This window comes from Salinibacillus aidingensis (assembly GCF_055393355.1).
The window spans coordinates 3,195,729-3,212,753 of sequence record NZ_AP043759.1 but is presented as its reverse complement, the minus strand read 5'-3'; the positions used below and the strand labels follow the sequence as shown (position 1 = coordinate 3,212,753).

Genomic DNA, 17,025 nt, shown 5'->3' with positions numbered 1-17,025 from the left:
GATTGAGTAAGCCAAAAACCATTTTATTTGTAGAAGATAACGAGAAATTCCGTCGACTTTCCACCATGACATTAGAAAAAACAGGATATCAGGTAGTTGAGGCTGCCAGTGGTGAAGAGGCTGCTCACAAAATCAATAAAAGAGAAATTGATATTATTCTGTTAGATATATTATTGCCCGATACAACAGGTTTAAAATTACTGGAAAGCTGGAAGCCGCAGTATGAGGACATCCCGATTATTGTCTGTACAGCCTATGGAGATATAGGAGATGCGGTAAAAGCGATGAAAATGGGGGCTTTTGATTATTTAACCAAGCCTATGAAGGCAGAGGAATTAAAGGTGGTCATTGAACGGGCGATTGAATGGCAGGATCTTCACTATGAAAACAGGGAGCTCAAGGCCGCTGTCGAAAATAAATTTCAGCTCCAGGGGATGGTTACCAGAAGTAGAAGTATGATTGACGTGTTTGACTTGATTGAACGGGTGGCTCCACAGGATGTGACCGTGCTCATGGAAGGGGAGAGTGGAACCGGAAAATCGCGATGTGCAAGAGCCATTCATCAGGAAAGTCGCAGGAAGGATGGTCCCTTTGTTAAAGTAAACTGCGCCGCCATTCCATCCAATCTGCTGGAGAGTGAATTATTTGGCTATGAAAAAGGCGCGTTTACCGGAGCAGATACATCGAAAAAGGGACTATGCCTAACAGCGGATAAAGGGACATTGTTTCTGGATGAAATTGGGGAAATATCAATTGATCTGCAAGCCAAGCTCCTGCAGTTCACCCAGGATAAAACCTTTACTCCATTAGGTAGCGGAAAAGAAGTCTCATCAGATGTACGTTTAATTGCTGCAACAAACCGCAATTTATGGGACATGGTTCAGGCTGGAGAATTTCGGGAGGACCTGTATTATCGATTAAACATCATAGGGCTGAAACTTCCGCCGCTAAAAGAACGGACAGAGGACATTCCCGGACTGATCCAGCAATTCCTGTCAGAATATGAGAAGGATTATCAGCGTTCTTACTCAATCTCAGATTCCCTGGTGCAGAAGCTGTGCAAATATCCATGGCCGGGAAATATCCGTGAGCTGCAAAACGCAATAGCCAGAGCGGTCGTTTTAACAACAGATGGCGAATTAAAACTGGACGATTTTCCTTATGAAGTGATTGAGTATTTTGAAGGGGATACTCATGGGGACGAAGAGGGTATCAACCTTTCCATTGATGAGGACTTCTCCTTGCCCGACCATATTGAGCAGGTGGAGGTTCATGCAATAGAAGAAGCACTAAGGGCCGAGCATGGCAATCAGGCGCGGGCCGCTGAACGATTGGATATTTCCAGACAAAGTCTATTGTATAAAATCAGGAAGTACAATATTGATTTGGACAGGGATTAAGAGAGAAGTAGACGTTTATTGAATAGCAGACATGGGCAAAGAAAAGCGCTTGGATCTCACATCATCCAAGCGTTTTATTTTATTGCTCAAAAGCCCTTTTCGTTGAATTGTAACTTCTTTAAATTTTCATTAGGAACTCCAGCTTCTATATAACTTCTAATCAACTTCCAATCATTGTTTTCATTCCTCTTAAATGTCTGAAAGAATAAGCTGACATTATCTAATTTTTTTCCATTCATAATGAGTGTCGCCGATAAAATGGCCATTACTTCATCTTGACGTAAAGGAATGATCGATACTGCATTTACGTCCCATTTATGACCTTCCTGTTTGGCATATGTAAACCCTTGTTCCCAGCCTGTTATCGCCTCTTTATAACCGAAGTCTGCCAATTCACCATTTGAAATCTCTCTGGCTTGATAATCTTTAGAAATCATTTCCTTTATGTCAGTTAAAGACGAATTTCTCCAAACCTCTAAATATGTTTGAAGAAACTTGCGAAATGAAAAATTGTCCATAATAATAGTCCTCCTATATCCTGCCTTAGATTTTGTCCGCTCAGCATAAGATTCTCAGTTTAATATTAACATAATATTCCATTATTTTTTAAAAAATATAGTCTGAGACACGGCCTTTTGCTTGTAACAAAAAACAGCCAATCAACCGCGTGGATTTGATTGGCTGTTCGATTTTTTTCATTAATAAGTGGCTTAAGATAAATGCTGCTCCGCTTGTGATGACACCGTTTTTTGCTTCAACAGGCCCCGGTCGTATAAATAAGTAGTTAGATACGGAACCATTAGCAGGAAGATCAATCCATAGAATAAATAATGAATATTTGAATGATCCACGACTAATCCTCCGAGTACAGGCCCTAACATACGGCCGCCTGTGGCAATACTATTAATCAGCCCCTGGTAATAACCGGATTTTCCTTTTGGAGCCAGTTGATCCGCTAAAGTTGGGACCGCTGGCCAGACTAAAACTTCACCTAATGTCAATATAATCATACCGGTTACGAACGAGGCAAAGGATTCGGCAAATAGAATATAGATAAAGGAAAACAGAAAGATCGTATTCCCAATATAAATATGAACTCTTGGAGAGGGAATCCACTTACCAATCAATTTTACGAGGGGCTGGGCAGCAATAATTAATACACCATTTATCGTCCACAGTGTACTGTAGTTACTTACGGATATTCCCAGCTCCTGAGTATAGGAAGAAATGGTGGACTGCCACTGAACGTAGGCAATCCAGCTTATAAAAAAGCCAATCCCCAGAATCATTAACGCACGGAAGGACGCTTTGTCTTTTCCTTTATCTTCCTGATAATCCATCCCGCCTGTGTAGGCGACATTGTCCATTTTTTGTTCAATGGGCTTAAATTTAAATAAAACGATGATAAAGAAAAGGAGAAACGTCACCGCATTTGCGACAAATATAAGCGAAAAGGAGATGCTGGCAAAAAAACCGCCAAGGGAAGCCCCGAGTGCTACACCAAGGTTTTGTGCCACGTATATGGCATTAAACGCACGCCTCCCTCCTTCTGGCCATGCAGAGCTTGCAAAGGCAAACATGGAAGGCTTCACCATTCCGGAGCCTAATCCAATCGTCATTAATAGAATCATATACGGAACGATGCTGTTGTAGAAAGCGAGCACGGTCGCAGAAAGCATGGAAATTGAAATTCCGAGCATGATGGTTTTATAGCCGCCGATTTTATCAAAAAGAGTACCGCCAATCAGATTCCCCAAAATGGCAAATCCCTGATTAAGCATTAAAATAATCCCTGCAAAGGCCAGAGATTTCCCTAATTCATTGTGCATATAGATTGTATTTAGGGGCCATATAAAAGAAGCCCCAGTGACATTAATGGCCATCCCGATAATAAGAATCCAGATGTGCTTAGGCATAATTATCCGACCTTTTCTGGTTGTAAAATAAATGAGTACTAGAGAATATTAATAGAATTTAAAGGGAAATGCAATCTTTTTCGCTATTTACCAAAATTTTGAGATGCCTCTATGATCATGAAGAAAAACAGGATTTTATAAACGCATCATTGATTTCTTTGGGTACTTAAGCTTCATATTAATCTATTTATTGAATTAGACGGGAATATAATTTAGCTATACAATGAAGGAAATGTGTGAAACGCAACTTGGGATGGAGTGAAAGAGGATGCAATTGATTTTAGCGGAAAAACCGTCCGTAGCGAAGAACATTGCCGATGCACTAAACGTTAAAGGCAAAAAGGATGGCTATTATGAAGGGGACAATTTCCTTATCACCTGGGCTTTTGGACATTTGCTTGAGCTCTATGATGCCAAAGATTATGACTCCAAAATGGCCCGCTGGAAAATGGACAACTTCCCGTTTATTCCGTCCAGTTTCCAGTATAAAGTGAAAAGCAACCCAAAAGACCGCTCCAAGCCGGACTGGGGTGTGCAAAAGCAGCTCAAAACTGTTCATCAGTTAATGAAACGAACAGATGTAGAAGCGATTATCTCTGCCTGTGATTATGACCGTGAAGGGCAGTTGATCGGGGACAGTATAATCTATAAACAGAAGCCGAAAAAGCAGGTCTATCGGTTGCTGCTGAATGAATGGACGCCAGAGGGAGTAAAAGAAGGAATGAACCGGCTCAGGCCCAACCAGGAATTGCGTCCTTTACTAGATGCAGGTATGAGCAGACAGTGGGCAGATTGGGTGATTGGAATCAACCTTACATCTGTAGCCACGTTGAAATATCAAAAGGGGAAAGGGAAGGCACTCAATATCGGGCGCGTTTTACTGCCAACGTTAAAAATTATTTATGACAGGGATAAGGAAATTGAGCAGTTTAAGCCGGAAGAGTATTTTAAACTTACGGCAGCCTTCAAAACGAAGGATGGAGAAACGTATGAAGGAACGTACATTGAAGAGAAACAGGAAAAGTTCAATGATCAGAACGTTTTAACCCGGATTCAGGATGCGGTCACGAACAAGGATGCAAACGTCATCGACAAGCAGGTGGAAAGGAAAAAAGAGTTCCCTCCTTATTTATTTAATCTATCAAACTTGCAGGGATTTATTACAAATAAATTTAAGGGCTGGTCCAGTGATAAAGTTTTGAAAGTGGCCCAATCTTTATATGAGAAAAAATTGATTACTTATCCTAGGACGTCCAGTATCGCCCTGGATGAAAGTCTGGTTGGAAAAACAGCCAAGGTATTAAAAGTCCATTCAGAGAATCTCCCTTATAAAGATGAAATTACCTTTAAAAAATCAAAGCGTGTCTTTAATAATCAAAAGGTAGAAAGCCATAGCGCAATTATTCCTACATACATGAAGCCGAAACAGCTGACCCGGGATCAGGAAATCGTTTATACAGCCATTAAAAATCGTTTTATTATGCAATTTATGCCGATTGCTGAATCAGAACAGACGCTGTTAAAAACGAAAGTGGATGCAGAGGATGTAAACGGGTACTTTTTAACGAAGGGTAAGGTCCAGATTGTTGAAGGTTGGAAAAAGGTTGACCATATTCAATCCAAAGATGTCATCCTGCCAAAGGTAAATCTGAATGACCAGGTTTCTGTGGTGGACGCAAAGGTTTCCTCCCATATGACCAAACCGCCAAAACGTCATACGGAAAAAACACTCCTTAAAGTGATGGAGACCTGTGGGAAGAGCTATAAAGAGGAAGAAGATGCAGGCGAGGACTCGAGCGATGAGGAAATGCTGGGCAGTATTTTGGCTGGTTTCAGTATCGGAACTCCGGCCACCAGGGCAGAAACGATCAAAAAGCTGAAGGATATCGGATATATTAAAGCTGATAAGAAAAATCTGATCTGTACTCCGTTAGGAAAGAGACTTGTAGAATCCTTCCCTATCCCGGAGCTGTTTGATTTGGAGTTCACAGGACGATTGGAAAAAACTCTATCAGATATTGAGAAAAACAGGGTAAAAAAGGACCAGTTTTTAGACCTGGTATTTTCCTTCACATCTGACTCGGTCGAAAAAATCAAGCAGGCTGAAGACATTACCATCAATGAGATCAAGTCATCGAAAAATAGCAATGAAGTCCTTGGAAAATGTCCGGTGTGCGGCGAAAATGTCGTCGATTCATACGTGGCCTTCAGCTGCAGCAACTGGAAAAAGGGAAAGGGCTGCTCATTCGCTATCTGGAAAAATGATAAGTACCTGGCCAGCATGAAAAAGAAGCCCACCAAAACGATGGTCAAATCTTTACTCAAAAACGGCCGCGCCCACGTAAAAGGCCTGACCAGCAAAAAAGGCAAAAAATTCAGCGCCTACCTAAAATACGAAAAAGACCCTGATAAAAAATACTTTTCATGGAAAATGGAATTTAAGTAGGTAGAAAAGCGAAGGCGACCGTTTAGTTCTCAGATCGTATAATTCATAAATTCATAAAAAGGAGTCAGAAACAATGGAAGTTCAAGAACAGCTGCATCAATATAAGGAAAATCAGAAAGACAGGGGAAGGCTGCTGATTAGCTGTCCGGATCAGCCGGGAATTGTCGCGGCTGTATCTCAATTTTTGTATAAATTTAACGCGAACATTATGGATTCAAATCAGCATTCAACAAACCCTGAGGGAGGAACCTTTTTTATCCGGATTGAGTTTGAGTGTCCTGATTTAGCGAATCGAAAAGAGGAATTAAAAAGCCAGTTCCATACGATTGCGGATAAATTTTCAATGAATTGGGATTTAAGTCTCGTCCAGGAGTTAAAAAGAACGGCGATTTTTGTATCCAAACAGCTGCATTGTCTCCGTGAGCTTCTCTGGGAATGGCAATCAGGAGATATGATGACAGAAATTGCCTTAGTCATAAGTAATCATGAAGAGGCTCGGGGCGTTGTAGAGTCCTTGAATATCCCCTTTTATTACATACCGGCAACGCGAGAAACCCGGCAGGAATCAGAGGAGCAACAACTGCAGCTTCTGAAGGAATACCAGATTGACCTGATTGTACTGGCCAGATATATGCAGATTTTAACGTCGGATTTTGTCCAGGCATATGAGCGTAAAATTATTAATATTCATCATTCCTTTTTGCCGGCCTTTGTGGGAGCAAAGCCATATGAGCGTGCTTATGAGCGGGGAGTCAAACTTATTGGAGCGACCTCACACTATGTAACGAATGATTTAGATGAAGGCCCTATTATTGAACAGGATGTGATGAGGGTTAATCATCGCGACCACGTTCAGGATTTAAAGAAAATTGGTGCTTCCATTGAGCGAAGTGTGTTAACCAGGGCTGTGAAGTGGCACTTAGAGGATCGAATTCTTGTCCATGAAAATAAGACGATTGTTTTTTAAAAGAAAATGGCATCCGCTTCAAGAAGCCTGAAAGCTATAAATCTTTTCAAACATTGAAGGCTATGACTGTAATTATGTCGAAATATATAGAAATATAGTTTAAATGTTATTACTTAGATAACTTACTAAGAAGCTTTCATTTTACTCGCAGAAAGTCGTGGGGGGATAACTTGAGAAAAAAGGGTTTATGGACCGCTATGATACTGGTGACAGCAGTGCTTTTGTTTACGTTATGGTATATCTATCCCAAACCATATACCCATACCTTTGAAGGAGTTCGCTATCAATTAGGCAGTGAAAATATGGGAATGGAGGAGCCAGTTACGATAAAACTTGATGGAGAAATTCAAAATCGTTTATTTGGAAACAGAACGTTTAGGGGCACAATCCTGATTGATGGCCAAAACATCCCTCCTGAGAATGCCGGGGAAGTGGGGATACAGTTTGATATTAAAGATCGCGGTGACGGTGTGAAGTATACAGTAATAAAAGAAGATGAGAATTATCCTTCATTATATTTTCTTGGAACCATCTTTTTAAACCAGCAGCTTGGTGAACTTGCCTTGACGATTCACGATCAGCGGGAATCAGGTTCAAGATGGAGCAGTAAGGATGGTATGATGATTACTGCTCCTGCCGGGAATCGCTCAGAAGCGCTTTCTACTGCAAATAAGCTGATGAGTGAAATTTTACAGCAGCCTTTGGAGTGATTTCATGATTTTAACGGAGGGAGGGGTTTTTATCGACAAGGTTTATTTTTTACATGGCTTCATGGGAACGGGTCAAACGCATTTTGCAAAGCAGCTGTCAGCTTTTAAAGATATGAACGTGGAAGCTGTTGATTTACCAGGGCATGGTTATTCAACAGAGAAGGCTGATAAAGAGTACTTTAAGCATGCGCTTCAATGGGTGATTTCTTATATTAAAGAGCGAGGAGAAGGTTATATTATCGGCCTTTCCCTCGGAGCTTCCTTAGCTGTTCATACGGCTCTAAGATCTCCTGAGTCTGTAAAAGGAATTGTGTTAACGGGGTACTCTCCAGAGATACCCGAGGAGATGACTGGAGCTATGGAACAGCAGTATCACTATTTTCGTAACATTGAAGATCGTGATGATGAACTTGTGCGGCATTTTAAGGATCTGCATGGAGATAAATGGAAGGATACACTGGAGAAAGTGTTATATTCGATGACCTATATCTATCCATCGTTATCTGCTGATGAGATAAGGAGCATAGCAGTGCCTGCACTTGTTTTAAATGGAAGCGAGGAATTACATGAGGCAGAAGCGGCTGCTAATATGAAAAGACAAAACACTCATATAGAAGTTGGTCTTATCCCTAATGCAGGTCACACGGCAAACATCGATCAGCCTGATATTTACAACCGTTTAGTTAGAGAATTCATTGGTAGAGTACATAGAGAGAGAACGAACATTTAGTCCGTTCTCTTTTTTAAACTTTGAGCAGTTCTGTCTCCAATGTCTTAAGAGATTGTTCCAAACGACTCGATGTATTCTTTACATCCAATAATTGCTGATAGGCCTCCTCGGTCTTCTGATTCTGGATGTGTGACTGAATCTGTTCCAGCTTTTGATGGTATTTTTCGTGCAGGTTTTTGGCCTTTTTAAAGGAAGACAGCAATTTGACTTCAGGATTATTTTCATACTTCCTCATCCATGTTCCTAATGCACAGCTGTGAGCAAGCAGGCTGCCCTCGATATTTTCAGTTTGATAGCCCAGTATTTGATTGTAAAGCCACCACTCCAGTAATCTATGCTCCGTTTCGGTCACCCTGATTAGCCGCTGTGAACGGATTAATCGGGATTTAAAGAATAATGAACTTCCTTTGACAATTTGCCGTCATATTTTAATAATTTATTCTGAATAGATTTATTCCGGATTGAAATGAGGCCGATATTATTATCTGTCTCCATTAAAGATGCTTTATTTGTCCTTAAATAATGAATTTCCTCGCGCCATTTCTCACTGCTACGGCTGTCAGGCGGCTGGTTTTCACCTGTATGAAGGCGGTTGTGCTCATCACAGGTTCGATAAATGGCTTTTCGTTTTCGCTTATACGCATTAAACCAGACGGCACTTCTCAGCAGGAGTCCCCATACTCCGGAAAAGCTCATATTATGAATGGGACTACTGGTGAATTGATAGATGGGCAGGTTCTGGTGATTCTTTTTTGTCACGATTGACTTGACGGACGCACCATAATGCACATCCCCTGATAAGATGATACAAGGCTTTGGATTCCAGGATAAAATCTGGTCCATGAGAAGTGAAAATCCGGCATGGTTATATTTCCAGGCCTCATAATCGAGCTGATAGCGGATCTGCACCCCTAAAGCTTTCAGCGGATAGACATAATCCTGTAAAAACGTTTCTATAAGACCGATTCCGTAGACAGGCGTAGCAGATACAATAATCAAAGGATCCCCTTTTTCCCAGCTACTTGAATACAGAGTATGATTTATTCGTTTCCAGCCCCTTTTGCCTATCAAATGGGGAGGAGGTATACTTTCCTCTAATAGATTTCCAATTTGCACGGGCTTTGGTGTCAGATCATAGCCACGCATGGTCCGTGTATCTAAAAATAAACTGACCGGTTTCGTTGGTGCTGTAAAATGCCAGGAATGAAAGCGCCATAGATGTTCAATCCAGATTGCATACACTGGTGAATCCGGAGAGAGGGAATGTAGATGCTTTGATAAAGTATCAATAAAACGATTATCAAATGAATCCGGCTGATTGCCCCAGCCTTGAAATAAAAAGTAAGCCGAGAGTCCATTAGCTACCACATGCCGGCCAAGTGGTGCTTCATAAACCGCTGTTCTCCATTCCTGGGAGAGATTCCAATCATCGGTAATATCATGATCATCAAAAATCATATAAGTTGGTGTGTTTGCCAGCACACGTCTGACCAGTGGAAGAGCCTTAAGATAGGACTCCATGTGATTTAACTGCTGCTGATACCGCAATTGATGCTCTTCAAATTCATCCATTCGTTCATCCTGATTTTCTTCATTTTCACCATAAATGAAATAATAAGCATCTTGTTTCATCAGGTCTACAAAGGCTGGAATTTCTGAGGTCTCCCATAATTGGGGACCGAAGTGAAGTAGATACTTTACCGCATATTCTGGGAATGACATCAGGTGATTGTGTGCATGATTGGAAGTGAACTGGCAGAATTGTTCTGAAATATATTGTCTTGCATGTATTTTGTTGATCGATGATTGCAGGGGCTCCTGTTTCAGGCGGGGATCAATATCTGTCAGGTCTTCGTTGTCTCCAAATAATCGCTTCACCCATTTTGTAACCATAGCAAATACTGGATCTGCAATATCATCCGCATAAATCTGATCGCCCATTAAAAACAGGGAGCCTGGTCGCTGATCCAGATGAAGATGATGCTGCTGGATGGCTAAATCTGCACTGGTAAAGGTATCCTGTCCCTCTCCGTGTGGCTTGCGACAGGATCCATAAAGAATATTCGTCTGTTTTCTTCCAGGTATAAAAAAGGTGGGAAGTTTTAATGTCCCGTAAACGATTGAATGAGGATTACTGTCAGAAAGGAGATTCAGGTCCCCTAAATCCACACGTTCACCCTGATATTGGAAAAATAAATTATAGCCTAACAGCTGATCAACAGGAAAAGATCCCTGTTTGGGAGTGAGTTTTATTAGTGAGATATACACATGTTCTCCAGCCTGAATCATGTCATGTCCTGTGGATACATTCAGGTACTCATATTGATGAGGATCATCCTGTATATCAGCCTGTGGATTTTCCTTAATTCGATAAACCTCGCCATCGATGAAATAGGGCTTACTTGCAGCTAACCAGATGTACGCTCCTTCCGGTGAAATCCTTCTAAGCACAGGACCTGATAAAAGTTTGGGGATAGGAAACATATGCCATCAACTCCAATAGATGAAAGACTGTCAATAAAGTGAAACTTCCATCAGTGGGGGTTTTCTCCATCCCCCACTTAGTCTTGTTAGGTTACCCTCAAAACTTGAAGTGGGGGTATTACGGCCAGTTAATACGTGATAAATAGTGGGAATTAGGTTCCACTAATAAAAGCTATGGGATAGCCTATTCATCTATTGGGAAGTGTGTGTATGTCGTGCCTGGACAGGCAGATTATTTCGGGTGCCGTTTAAATGATGCCTAAGCGTTTTTTTGAATGTTTTTGTAAAGCTGCTGGTAGGCTTTCGATTCGTCCTGCATACCCATCTCCTGATAAACTTTTGATAGCCATCTGACCGGTTTAGGGTCATCTTCCTTTAATTCCATTTCAAAGCTGAAGCATTCAATGGCCTGCTGGAAATGTTCAAATTGAAAGTATAATTCACCTAAAAGCTGCTGTTGGTCGGGATCATTCTCTATCTCAAGCATTTGATCAATTTTACGTAAAATGGGTAACTCCGGGTGTGTGCTTTTAAAGGGCTCAGCCCATTCTGCCACATAGGATATATCATGATCCAGGAGAAGCTGATTGACACATTTATTTAATAATTTTTCCAGGCGTATTGAATCAGACTGATAGAGGGAGGGGAGGAGCTGATTAAATTTATTAACATCTATTTCACGGGATTGAACATGGATCTGATCCAGCACAGATTCAACGAGTGGAACCTCTGTTTCAGGAATGGTCAGAGCATGATTGGTAATCATATCAATCATTTTATGAGGCTTGCTTAATGCACTGGAAAGCTTTATCAGGTCCTGGGTGATCGGTTTGAAATCGCCAGTTGAATCAAGAAGAGATTGTAATACATCTGCTACTTGTTCCTTGGTTAAGTATTCATCGAGCATAGAGTAAAGCTTATGATAGTGAGGTTCTGTCGGGTTTTTCGAAAACTTATAAATGGTGATCGCCAGCAGGTCAGTCAGACGGTCCTCCTGCTTAAGAAGCGTGGAGAGGGCTTCAAAATATGAGTCATCCTGAAGATTGTGGAAGTATACCTTTTCGGCAAATAAAGGATCTTTTTGAAACAGGTCACTATCGGGGTGATTATACCACTCGGCATAGGCTTGGAACTCCAACTTTTTGGCAAAGTCCTGAACCCATGTATGGTCTGGATGTACATCTAAGAGCATCCGGATGATTCGATAGCTTAGGTAGGTCTGCCCATTTCGGCGGTAGCGGTAAAATAATTCCTTAAAGTAGGAAACCAGCTCTTCTTTTTCTATAAAGGAATCAAAAAATGCTGCGATTAAACCTGCTTCATAGGGCGTATGTTTTTGTTCCATTTTCCTGAATAATTGCTCAAAGGAATGCTTACGAAACGATTTTTCGGATGAAAGGAAGGCTACTGTTAAGGGGTGCTGGGCGGAACATACAATACCTGAAGTAAAGGCCCGGTCGGCAAAGGAATCCGGTTTTACTTGCGGTGATTTTACATAGGTAAGATAGTGGTCTTTATAGAAAAATAAAAAATAGGTCGTTTCATCGTCATTAGCTTCTACAATTTTACTCTGTTGATATAGCGCCATGCGTCGTACTTCCAGTTCGTGCGATTGTTTCTGGTGCTGAATCGAGACCGTTTGTTCGGACATGTAAATACCTCCTTCGCTTTCCTATACTATAACATATTTTCCCTCCTGGAAACGAACCGGAAATTTTTCTGAGCTGAAAATAAAAGGATAAATTTAACGAATGGAATAGGACAAAAATTTGTCAAAGATGTGATATTATATAAATTGTAGAAAACTGTTTAAGGAGAGAAGCGGAATGAATCCAAAATCTCAATTTATAGATGACGGACACGCTGCTAAGCAAAGTACCGGGAAAATATTGTGGCAGCTCACCCGTCCTCACACGTTAACCGCATCCTTCGTACCGGTTTTAATTGGTACGGTTTTGGCCATGCATTACGGTGACTTGTCTGTGCCATTGTTTATGGCGATGCTCTTATCCTGTCTTTTTATACAAATTGCTACAAACATGTTTAATGAATATTATGATTTCAAACGTGGTCTTGATAACGAGGAATCTGTAGGAATTGGGGGAGCAATTGTACGAGATGGCTTCAGGCCTGAATCGGTATTACGAATGGCTGTAGGTTCCTATGGGATTGCACTGTTACTGGGGGTTTACATTTGTATGTCAAGCTCCTGGTGGCTGGCTGTTGTCGGATTAATCGGTATGGGAATTGGCTACTTATATACAGGTGGTCCTTTACCGATTTCTTCAACGCCTTTAGGTGAACTGCTGGCAGGGCTATGTATGGGGTCAGCATTTATTATCATTTCCTTTTTTATTCAAACCGGTTATGTGAATGGTGAGAGTGTACTTATTTCCATTCCTGTTGCTATTTTAGTCGGGGCGATTAATATGGCCAATAATATACGAGATCGTGAAGGGGACGAGAAATCCGGGAGAAAAACGCTCGCGATTTTGCTTGGGCATAAAAAAGCAGTGATTTTCCTAGGCATTTTGTTTGCGATTGCCTATTTATGGATTATCGGCTTAGTGATTGCGGGAATCCTTACTCCATGGCCGCTGGTTGTCCTTCTCAGCCTGCCTAAACCGTTAAAAGCCTATCGTGAATTTATTGATAAAAAGCTTCCGGTACAAATGATGCCGGCGATGAAAGCGACGGCTCAGACGAATACGATCTTCGGATTATTGCTGAGTGTCGGATTATTTATCAGTACTCTTGATTGAACGCCTTAATACACAGGCGTTTTTTTCTTGTCTTCGAATGGATACTAGTTAGCACTTATGCTAAATTTGATGATAATAGCAATTTTATTTATATAATAAGAAGGACGTTGGTCTAAAGGAGTCTTTTTATGAGTAACCAGCAGGATTTTACTCAAGGGAATATTTTAAAGCAGCTATTGTTTTTTTCAACCCCGATTATTTTTACCAATCTGCTCCAGACCTCCTATCAGTTTATTGATAGTCTTTGGGTGGGTAATTTACTGGGGGCAAATGCACTTGGAGCGGTAGCGGTTTCCAGTACGATTATTTTTACGATTTTATCATTTGTTATTGGCATTAATAATGCTACGCTAACCGTCTTGTCCCAGCAGAAAGGACGAAACGATGAAGAGGGTTTAAAAAGTTATGTGAACGCCTTTGTGGTCGTTCTGACGGTGATGTCTCTTTTCCTGGGATTGATTGGGTTTCTTTTTGCTGAATGGATATTGTCGCTGATGGGAACACCAGATGGGATGATGACGGAAGCCAAAGCCTATTTGCAAATCACATCATTGGGATTTTTGTTCCTATTAGGCTACAACTTTATCGGAACGGCCCTGCGTGCGGTTGGGGATAGCCGGACTCCGCTTCGTTTTGTGATGATGGCTGTTATTTTAAACACCCTCCTGGATCCTTTGTTTATTGCTGTTTTGGATTTAGGGGTTAGCGGGGCAGCCTTAGCTACCGTCTGTTCTCAAGGATTTGCGCTATTATACGGATTATATTTTGTACTTAAATATAACCGGATTCCTTTTACCGTGCCGAGGATCCCGAAGAAGCAGGAAGTTACGCTTATTCTGCATTTAGGGATTCCCTCAGGGCTGCAGATGTCTGTCATTTCCGCCGGCGTTGCAGCGATCATGAGTGTCGTTACATCCTTTGGAGAAGGCGTGGTTGCAGGATTCAGTGCGGCCCAGCGACTGGATAGTGTACTTATGCTGCCGGCACAGGCGCTGGGGACCGCTGTGAACAGTATGGCCGGTCAAAACATTGGTGTAAATAAGTGGAAGCGAGTCAATCAAATTGCAAAATACGGGTTTTTCTATAACCTGGGCTTCATGCTTATGATTGCCTTTCTGCTTGTCTGGCTGGCGGATTTCGGTATACGTCTTTTCATTCAGGAGGAAGAGGCTGTCCAGTTTGGCAGTGATTACTTAAAGACGGTTGCCTTTTTCTATCCATTTCTGGGAATTAATTTTATTCTGAATGGTATTGTGCGGGCATCGGGAGCGATGTATCAGGTGCTCGTGTTAAATATTCTGTCGTTCTGGGTATTGCGTTATCCGCTTACGTATTTGTTTTCATCCCTATTCGGAGACCATGGAATTGCGCTGGGGATGGGGATCAGCTTTGTCATCAGCAGTCTGTTTGCCTTTCTGTATTTTCAGTTTGGCGGATGGAGAAAGAAGGAGCTATTTAAAGAAAATAAAAATGAGAACTAAATATATCGTGATAAATCCTCTCTAATCTGAAAAAGGGAGGATTTTTTCATTTATGTGTGAATGAAATAGAATTTATGCTCATATGGTCTTTAAAAAGGTTATCGCTTACCAGAAGGAGGGAGATGAGGCTTTGGTGCAGTCTGAACCTAAGATACCGAAAAAAATCTGGCAGGCCAGACAAAGAATTCAGCCCTTTGTTCAAAAAACCCCGCTTATTCCATCCACGATTCTTTCAAACCTCACGAATAAAAAGGTCTATTTCAAACTTGAAACGGCAAATGCCATAGGTGCATTTAAACTAAGAGGGGCGGCGAACAAAATCCTTTCCCTCTCAAAAGAGGAGCAGAGCAAGGGCGTGACCACCTTTTCAACAGGAAATCATGGGTTGGCGGTCTCCTATGTGGCGAAAGCATTAGGCCTAAAAGCAGTTGTATGTGTTTCCAATCGGGTCCCACAGGAAAAAATCGATGCATTAGCCCAGTTTGGTGCGGAATTGGAGATTGCGGGAGATAGTCAGGATGATGCTGGTGAGCGCTGCCGGGAATTGGAAAGTAAATACGGTATGACCATCGTTCCGCCATTTGATGATCAGGAAGTGATTGCGGGTCAGGGAACGATCGGCCTGGAATTGCTTAACGATTTGCCCCAGGTGGATCATTGTATCATTCCTTTGTCAGGAGGTGGATTATTAGCGGGGATAGGAGCGGCCATAAAAAGTGTTGATCCAGACGTTCGAATCTCCGGGGTATCCATCAAAGGAGCGTCGGCTATGAGTGAGAGTCTGAAAAAGGGCTATCCGGTTGATGTTGCGGAAACAGACACGCTGGCAGACAGTCTCTTAGGTGGAATTGGTGCTCATAATCAATATACCCTGAGAATGGTAAGAGAGGTGATGGATGATCTGCATCTGTTAACCGAACCTGAAATAAGAAGAGGAATGTCTCATATGGTATTCAAAGAGCAGGTTATGGTTGAAGGTGCTGCGGCTGTGGGTACCGCTGCTTTATTGGAGGAAAAACTGGAGCAGCCCGGAGAATCCATTGTGCTAATAGTTAGTGGGAAAAACGGTGACATCAGCGCCTTAAGAGAGGAGCAGGATCAGCCATTGGAGGATAAAAAGGGGGCGTGTTTATGAAAATTTATACCGAAAACGAGCTCCGAAATACGGTGAACGTAAACGAGGATGTCATCAAAATTATTGAGGACGGGTTTGCCAGTCTGGTTACCAAAGAGGTCGGAATGCCACCGATTATGCGGATTGATATTCCTGAAAATAATGGAGAAGTGGATTTGAAAACAGCCTATATTCCAGGGTACGGCAAATTTGCCATTAAAATGTCATCTGGTTTCTTTGATAACCCGAAACTAGGACTCCCGAGTGGAAGTGGCATGATGATTTTATTAAGCACGGAAACAGGACGGCCACAGGCGATTTTATTGGATAATGGCTACTTAACCGATGTGCGGACAGCTGCAGCGGGTGCCATTAGTGCAAAGTATTTTGCAAAGGAAATGATTGATACAGCTGGTGTGATCGGTGTTGGAAACCAGGCCCGTTTTCAAATTGAGGCACTGGCACAGGTACGCAGCTTCAAAAAATTACAGGTTTACGGGAGAAATCAGGAGAAAGCCATTTCCTTTAAAGAGGATATGAAAAAGAAACTTAATGTAGAGGTAAAGGTTTGTCCGACTATGGAAGAGGTTGTAAAAAGCAGTGATACAGTTGTCACAACAACCCCGGCGGAGCATCCATTAATCCAGTCTGACTGGCTTCATCCCGGCCTTCATATTACCGCCATGGGATCGGATGCAGAACACAAACAGGAAATTGCCGCAGATGTGTTTTCCCATGCAGACCGGATTTTTTGTGATGTCAAAAGTCAGTGTGTGCGGCTTGGGGAGCTTCATCATGCAAAGGATGAGGGTGTGATTACAGATCAAACGGAGATAACCGAGCTTGGTCAGGTTATTACAGGTCATAAATCCGGGCGAACTTCAGATAATGAAATCACCATTTGTGACCTCACCGGAACAGGCGTACAGGATACAGCAATCGCTCTATCAGCCTATGACGAGCTGGAGCGTTATTCAAAAGGGCTCGAAATCACCAATGCATAACCCTCCAAAGC

General features: G+C 41.9%; 14 protein-coding genes. 9 read left to right on the top strand and 5 right to left on the bottom strand.

Annotation, left to right across the window (positions count from 1 at the left end; genetic code table 11):
* Window positions 1–2 precede the first annotated feature (2 nt).
* Window positions 3–1,400, top strand: coding sequence for a sigma-54-dependent transcriptional regulator (locus tag ACZ5OK_RS16535; RefSeq protein ID WP_343838820.1), 1,398 nt, complete (start codon window positions 3–5; stop codon window positions 1,398–1,400).
* 86 nt (window positions 1,401–1,486) lie between these two features.
* Here ACZ5OK_RS16535 and ACZ5OK_RS16530 read toward each other — a convergent pair whose 3' ends face one another.
* Both ACZ5OK_RS16530 and ACZ5OK_RS16525 read right to left on the bottom strand, forming a co-directional pair.
* Window positions 1,487–1,918, bottom strand: a complete 432-nt coding sequence (locus tag ACZ5OK_RS16530) for a flavoprotein (protein ID WP_343838816.1) — start codon at window positions 1,916–1,918, stop codon at window positions 1,487–1,489.
* A 192-nt stretch (window positions 1,919–2,110) separates the two neighbouring features.
* Window positions 2,111–3,316 carry an MDR family MFS transporter gene (locus tag ACZ5OK_RS16525; RefSeq protein ID WP_343838814.1) on the bottom strand — a complete coding sequence of 402 codons (1,206 nt, stop codon included), beginning with the start codon at window positions 3,314–3,316 and terminating at the stop codon, window positions 2,111–2,113.
* 268 nt (window positions 3,317–3,584) lie between these two features.
* Between ACZ5OK_RS16525 and ACZ5OK_RS16520 the strand changes: the two genes are divergently transcribed.
* From ACZ5OK_RS16520 to ACZ5OK_RS16505, 4 genes are all read left to right on the top strand, one after another.
* A complete protein-coding gene (locus ACZ5OK_RS16520) occupies window positions 3,585–5,762 on the top strand; it encodes a type IA DNA topoisomerase (RefSeq protein WP_343838812.1) in 2,178 nt (725 codons plus the stop codon).
* 73 nt (window positions 5,763–5,835) lie between these two features.
* A complete protein-coding gene (gene purU / locus ACZ5OK_RS16515; RefSeq protein WP_343838810.1) occupies window positions 5,836–6,729 on the top strand; it encodes a formyltetrahydrofolate deformylase in 894 nt (297 codons plus the stop codon).
* Window positions 6,730–6,899: 170 nt separating this feature from the next.
* Window positions 6,900–7,439: a hypothetical protein gene (locus tag ACZ5OK_RS16510; protein ID WP_343838808.1), complete on the top strand. Its 540-nt coding sequence runs from the start codon at window positions 6,900–6,902 to the stop codon at window positions 7,437–7,439.
* A gap of 4 nt (window positions 7,440–7,443) precedes the next feature.
* Window positions 7,444–8,169: an alpha/beta fold hydrolase gene (locus ACZ5OK_RS16505; protein WP_343838806.1), complete on the top strand. Its 726-nt coding sequence runs from the start codon at window positions 7,444–7,446 to the stop codon at window positions 8,167–8,169.
* A gap of 13 nt (window positions 8,170–8,182) precedes the next feature.
* Here the strand turns inward: ACZ5OK_RS16505 and ACZ5OK_RS16500 are convergent, their stop codons facing one another.
* The 3 genes from ACZ5OK_RS16500 to ACZ5OK_RS16490 all read right to left on the bottom strand — a co-directional run bounded on the left by ACZ5OK_RS16500 (window position 8,183) and on the right by ACZ5OK_RS16490 (window position 12,304).
* On the bottom strand, window positions 8,183–8,521 hold the full coding sequence (locus ACZ5OK_RS16500) for a CZB domain-containing protein (RefSeq protein ID WP_343838803.1): 339 nt from the start codon (window positions 8,519–8,521) through the stop codon (window positions 8,183–8,185).
* 23 nt (window positions 8,522–8,544) lie between these two features.
* Window positions 8,545–10,653: a metallophosphoesterase family protein gene (locus ACZ5OK_RS16495; RefSeq protein ID WP_343838801.1), complete on the bottom strand. Its 2,109-nt coding sequence runs from the start codon at window positions 10,651–10,653 to the stop codon at window positions 8,545–8,547.
* 259 nt (window positions 10,654–10,912) lie between these two features.
* Complete coding sequence (locus ACZ5OK_RS16490) at window positions 10,913–12,304, bottom strand: hypothetical protein (protein ID WP_343838799.1); 1,392 nt, start codon at window positions 12,302–12,304, stop codon at window positions 10,913–10,915.
* A gap of 175 nt (window positions 12,305–12,479) precedes the next feature.
* Between ACZ5OK_RS16490 and ACZ5OK_RS16485 the strand changes: the two genes are divergently transcribed.
* From ACZ5OK_RS16485 to ACZ5OK_RS16470, 4 genes are all read left to right on the top strand, one after another.
* The gene (locus ACZ5OK_RS16485) at window positions 12,480–13,415 is read left to right on the top strand and encodes a 1,4-dihydroxy-2-naphthoate polyprenyltransferase (protein WP_343838797.1); all 936 of its coding nucleotides are present in this window, start codon (window positions 12,480–12,482) and stop codon (window positions 13,413–13,415) included.
* Window positions 13,416–13,543: 128 nt separating this feature from the next.
* Window positions 13,544–14,896, top strand: coding sequence for an MATE family efflux transporter (locus tag ACZ5OK_RS16480; protein ID WP_343838795.1), 1,353 nt, complete (start codon window positions 13,544–13,546; stop codon window positions 14,894–14,896).
* 82 nt (window positions 14,897–14,978) lie between these two features.
* Window positions 14,979–16,031, top strand: coding sequence for a pyridoxal-phosphate dependent enzyme (locus ACZ5OK_RS16475; RefSeq protein WP_343838793.1), 1,053 nt, complete (start codon window positions 14,979–14,981; stop codon window positions 16,029–16,031).
* Window positions 16,028–17,014 carry a cyclodeaminase gene (locus ACZ5OK_RS16470; protein WP_343838791.1) on the top strand — a complete coding sequence of 329 codons (987 nt, stop codon included), beginning with the start codon at window positions 16,028–16,030 and terminating at the stop codon, window positions 17,012–17,014. The genes ACZ5OK_RS16475 and ACZ5OK_RS16470 overlap by 4 nt, the downstream gene beginning before the upstream one ends.
* The last annotated feature ends 11 nt before the right edge of the window (window positions 17,015–17,025 follow it).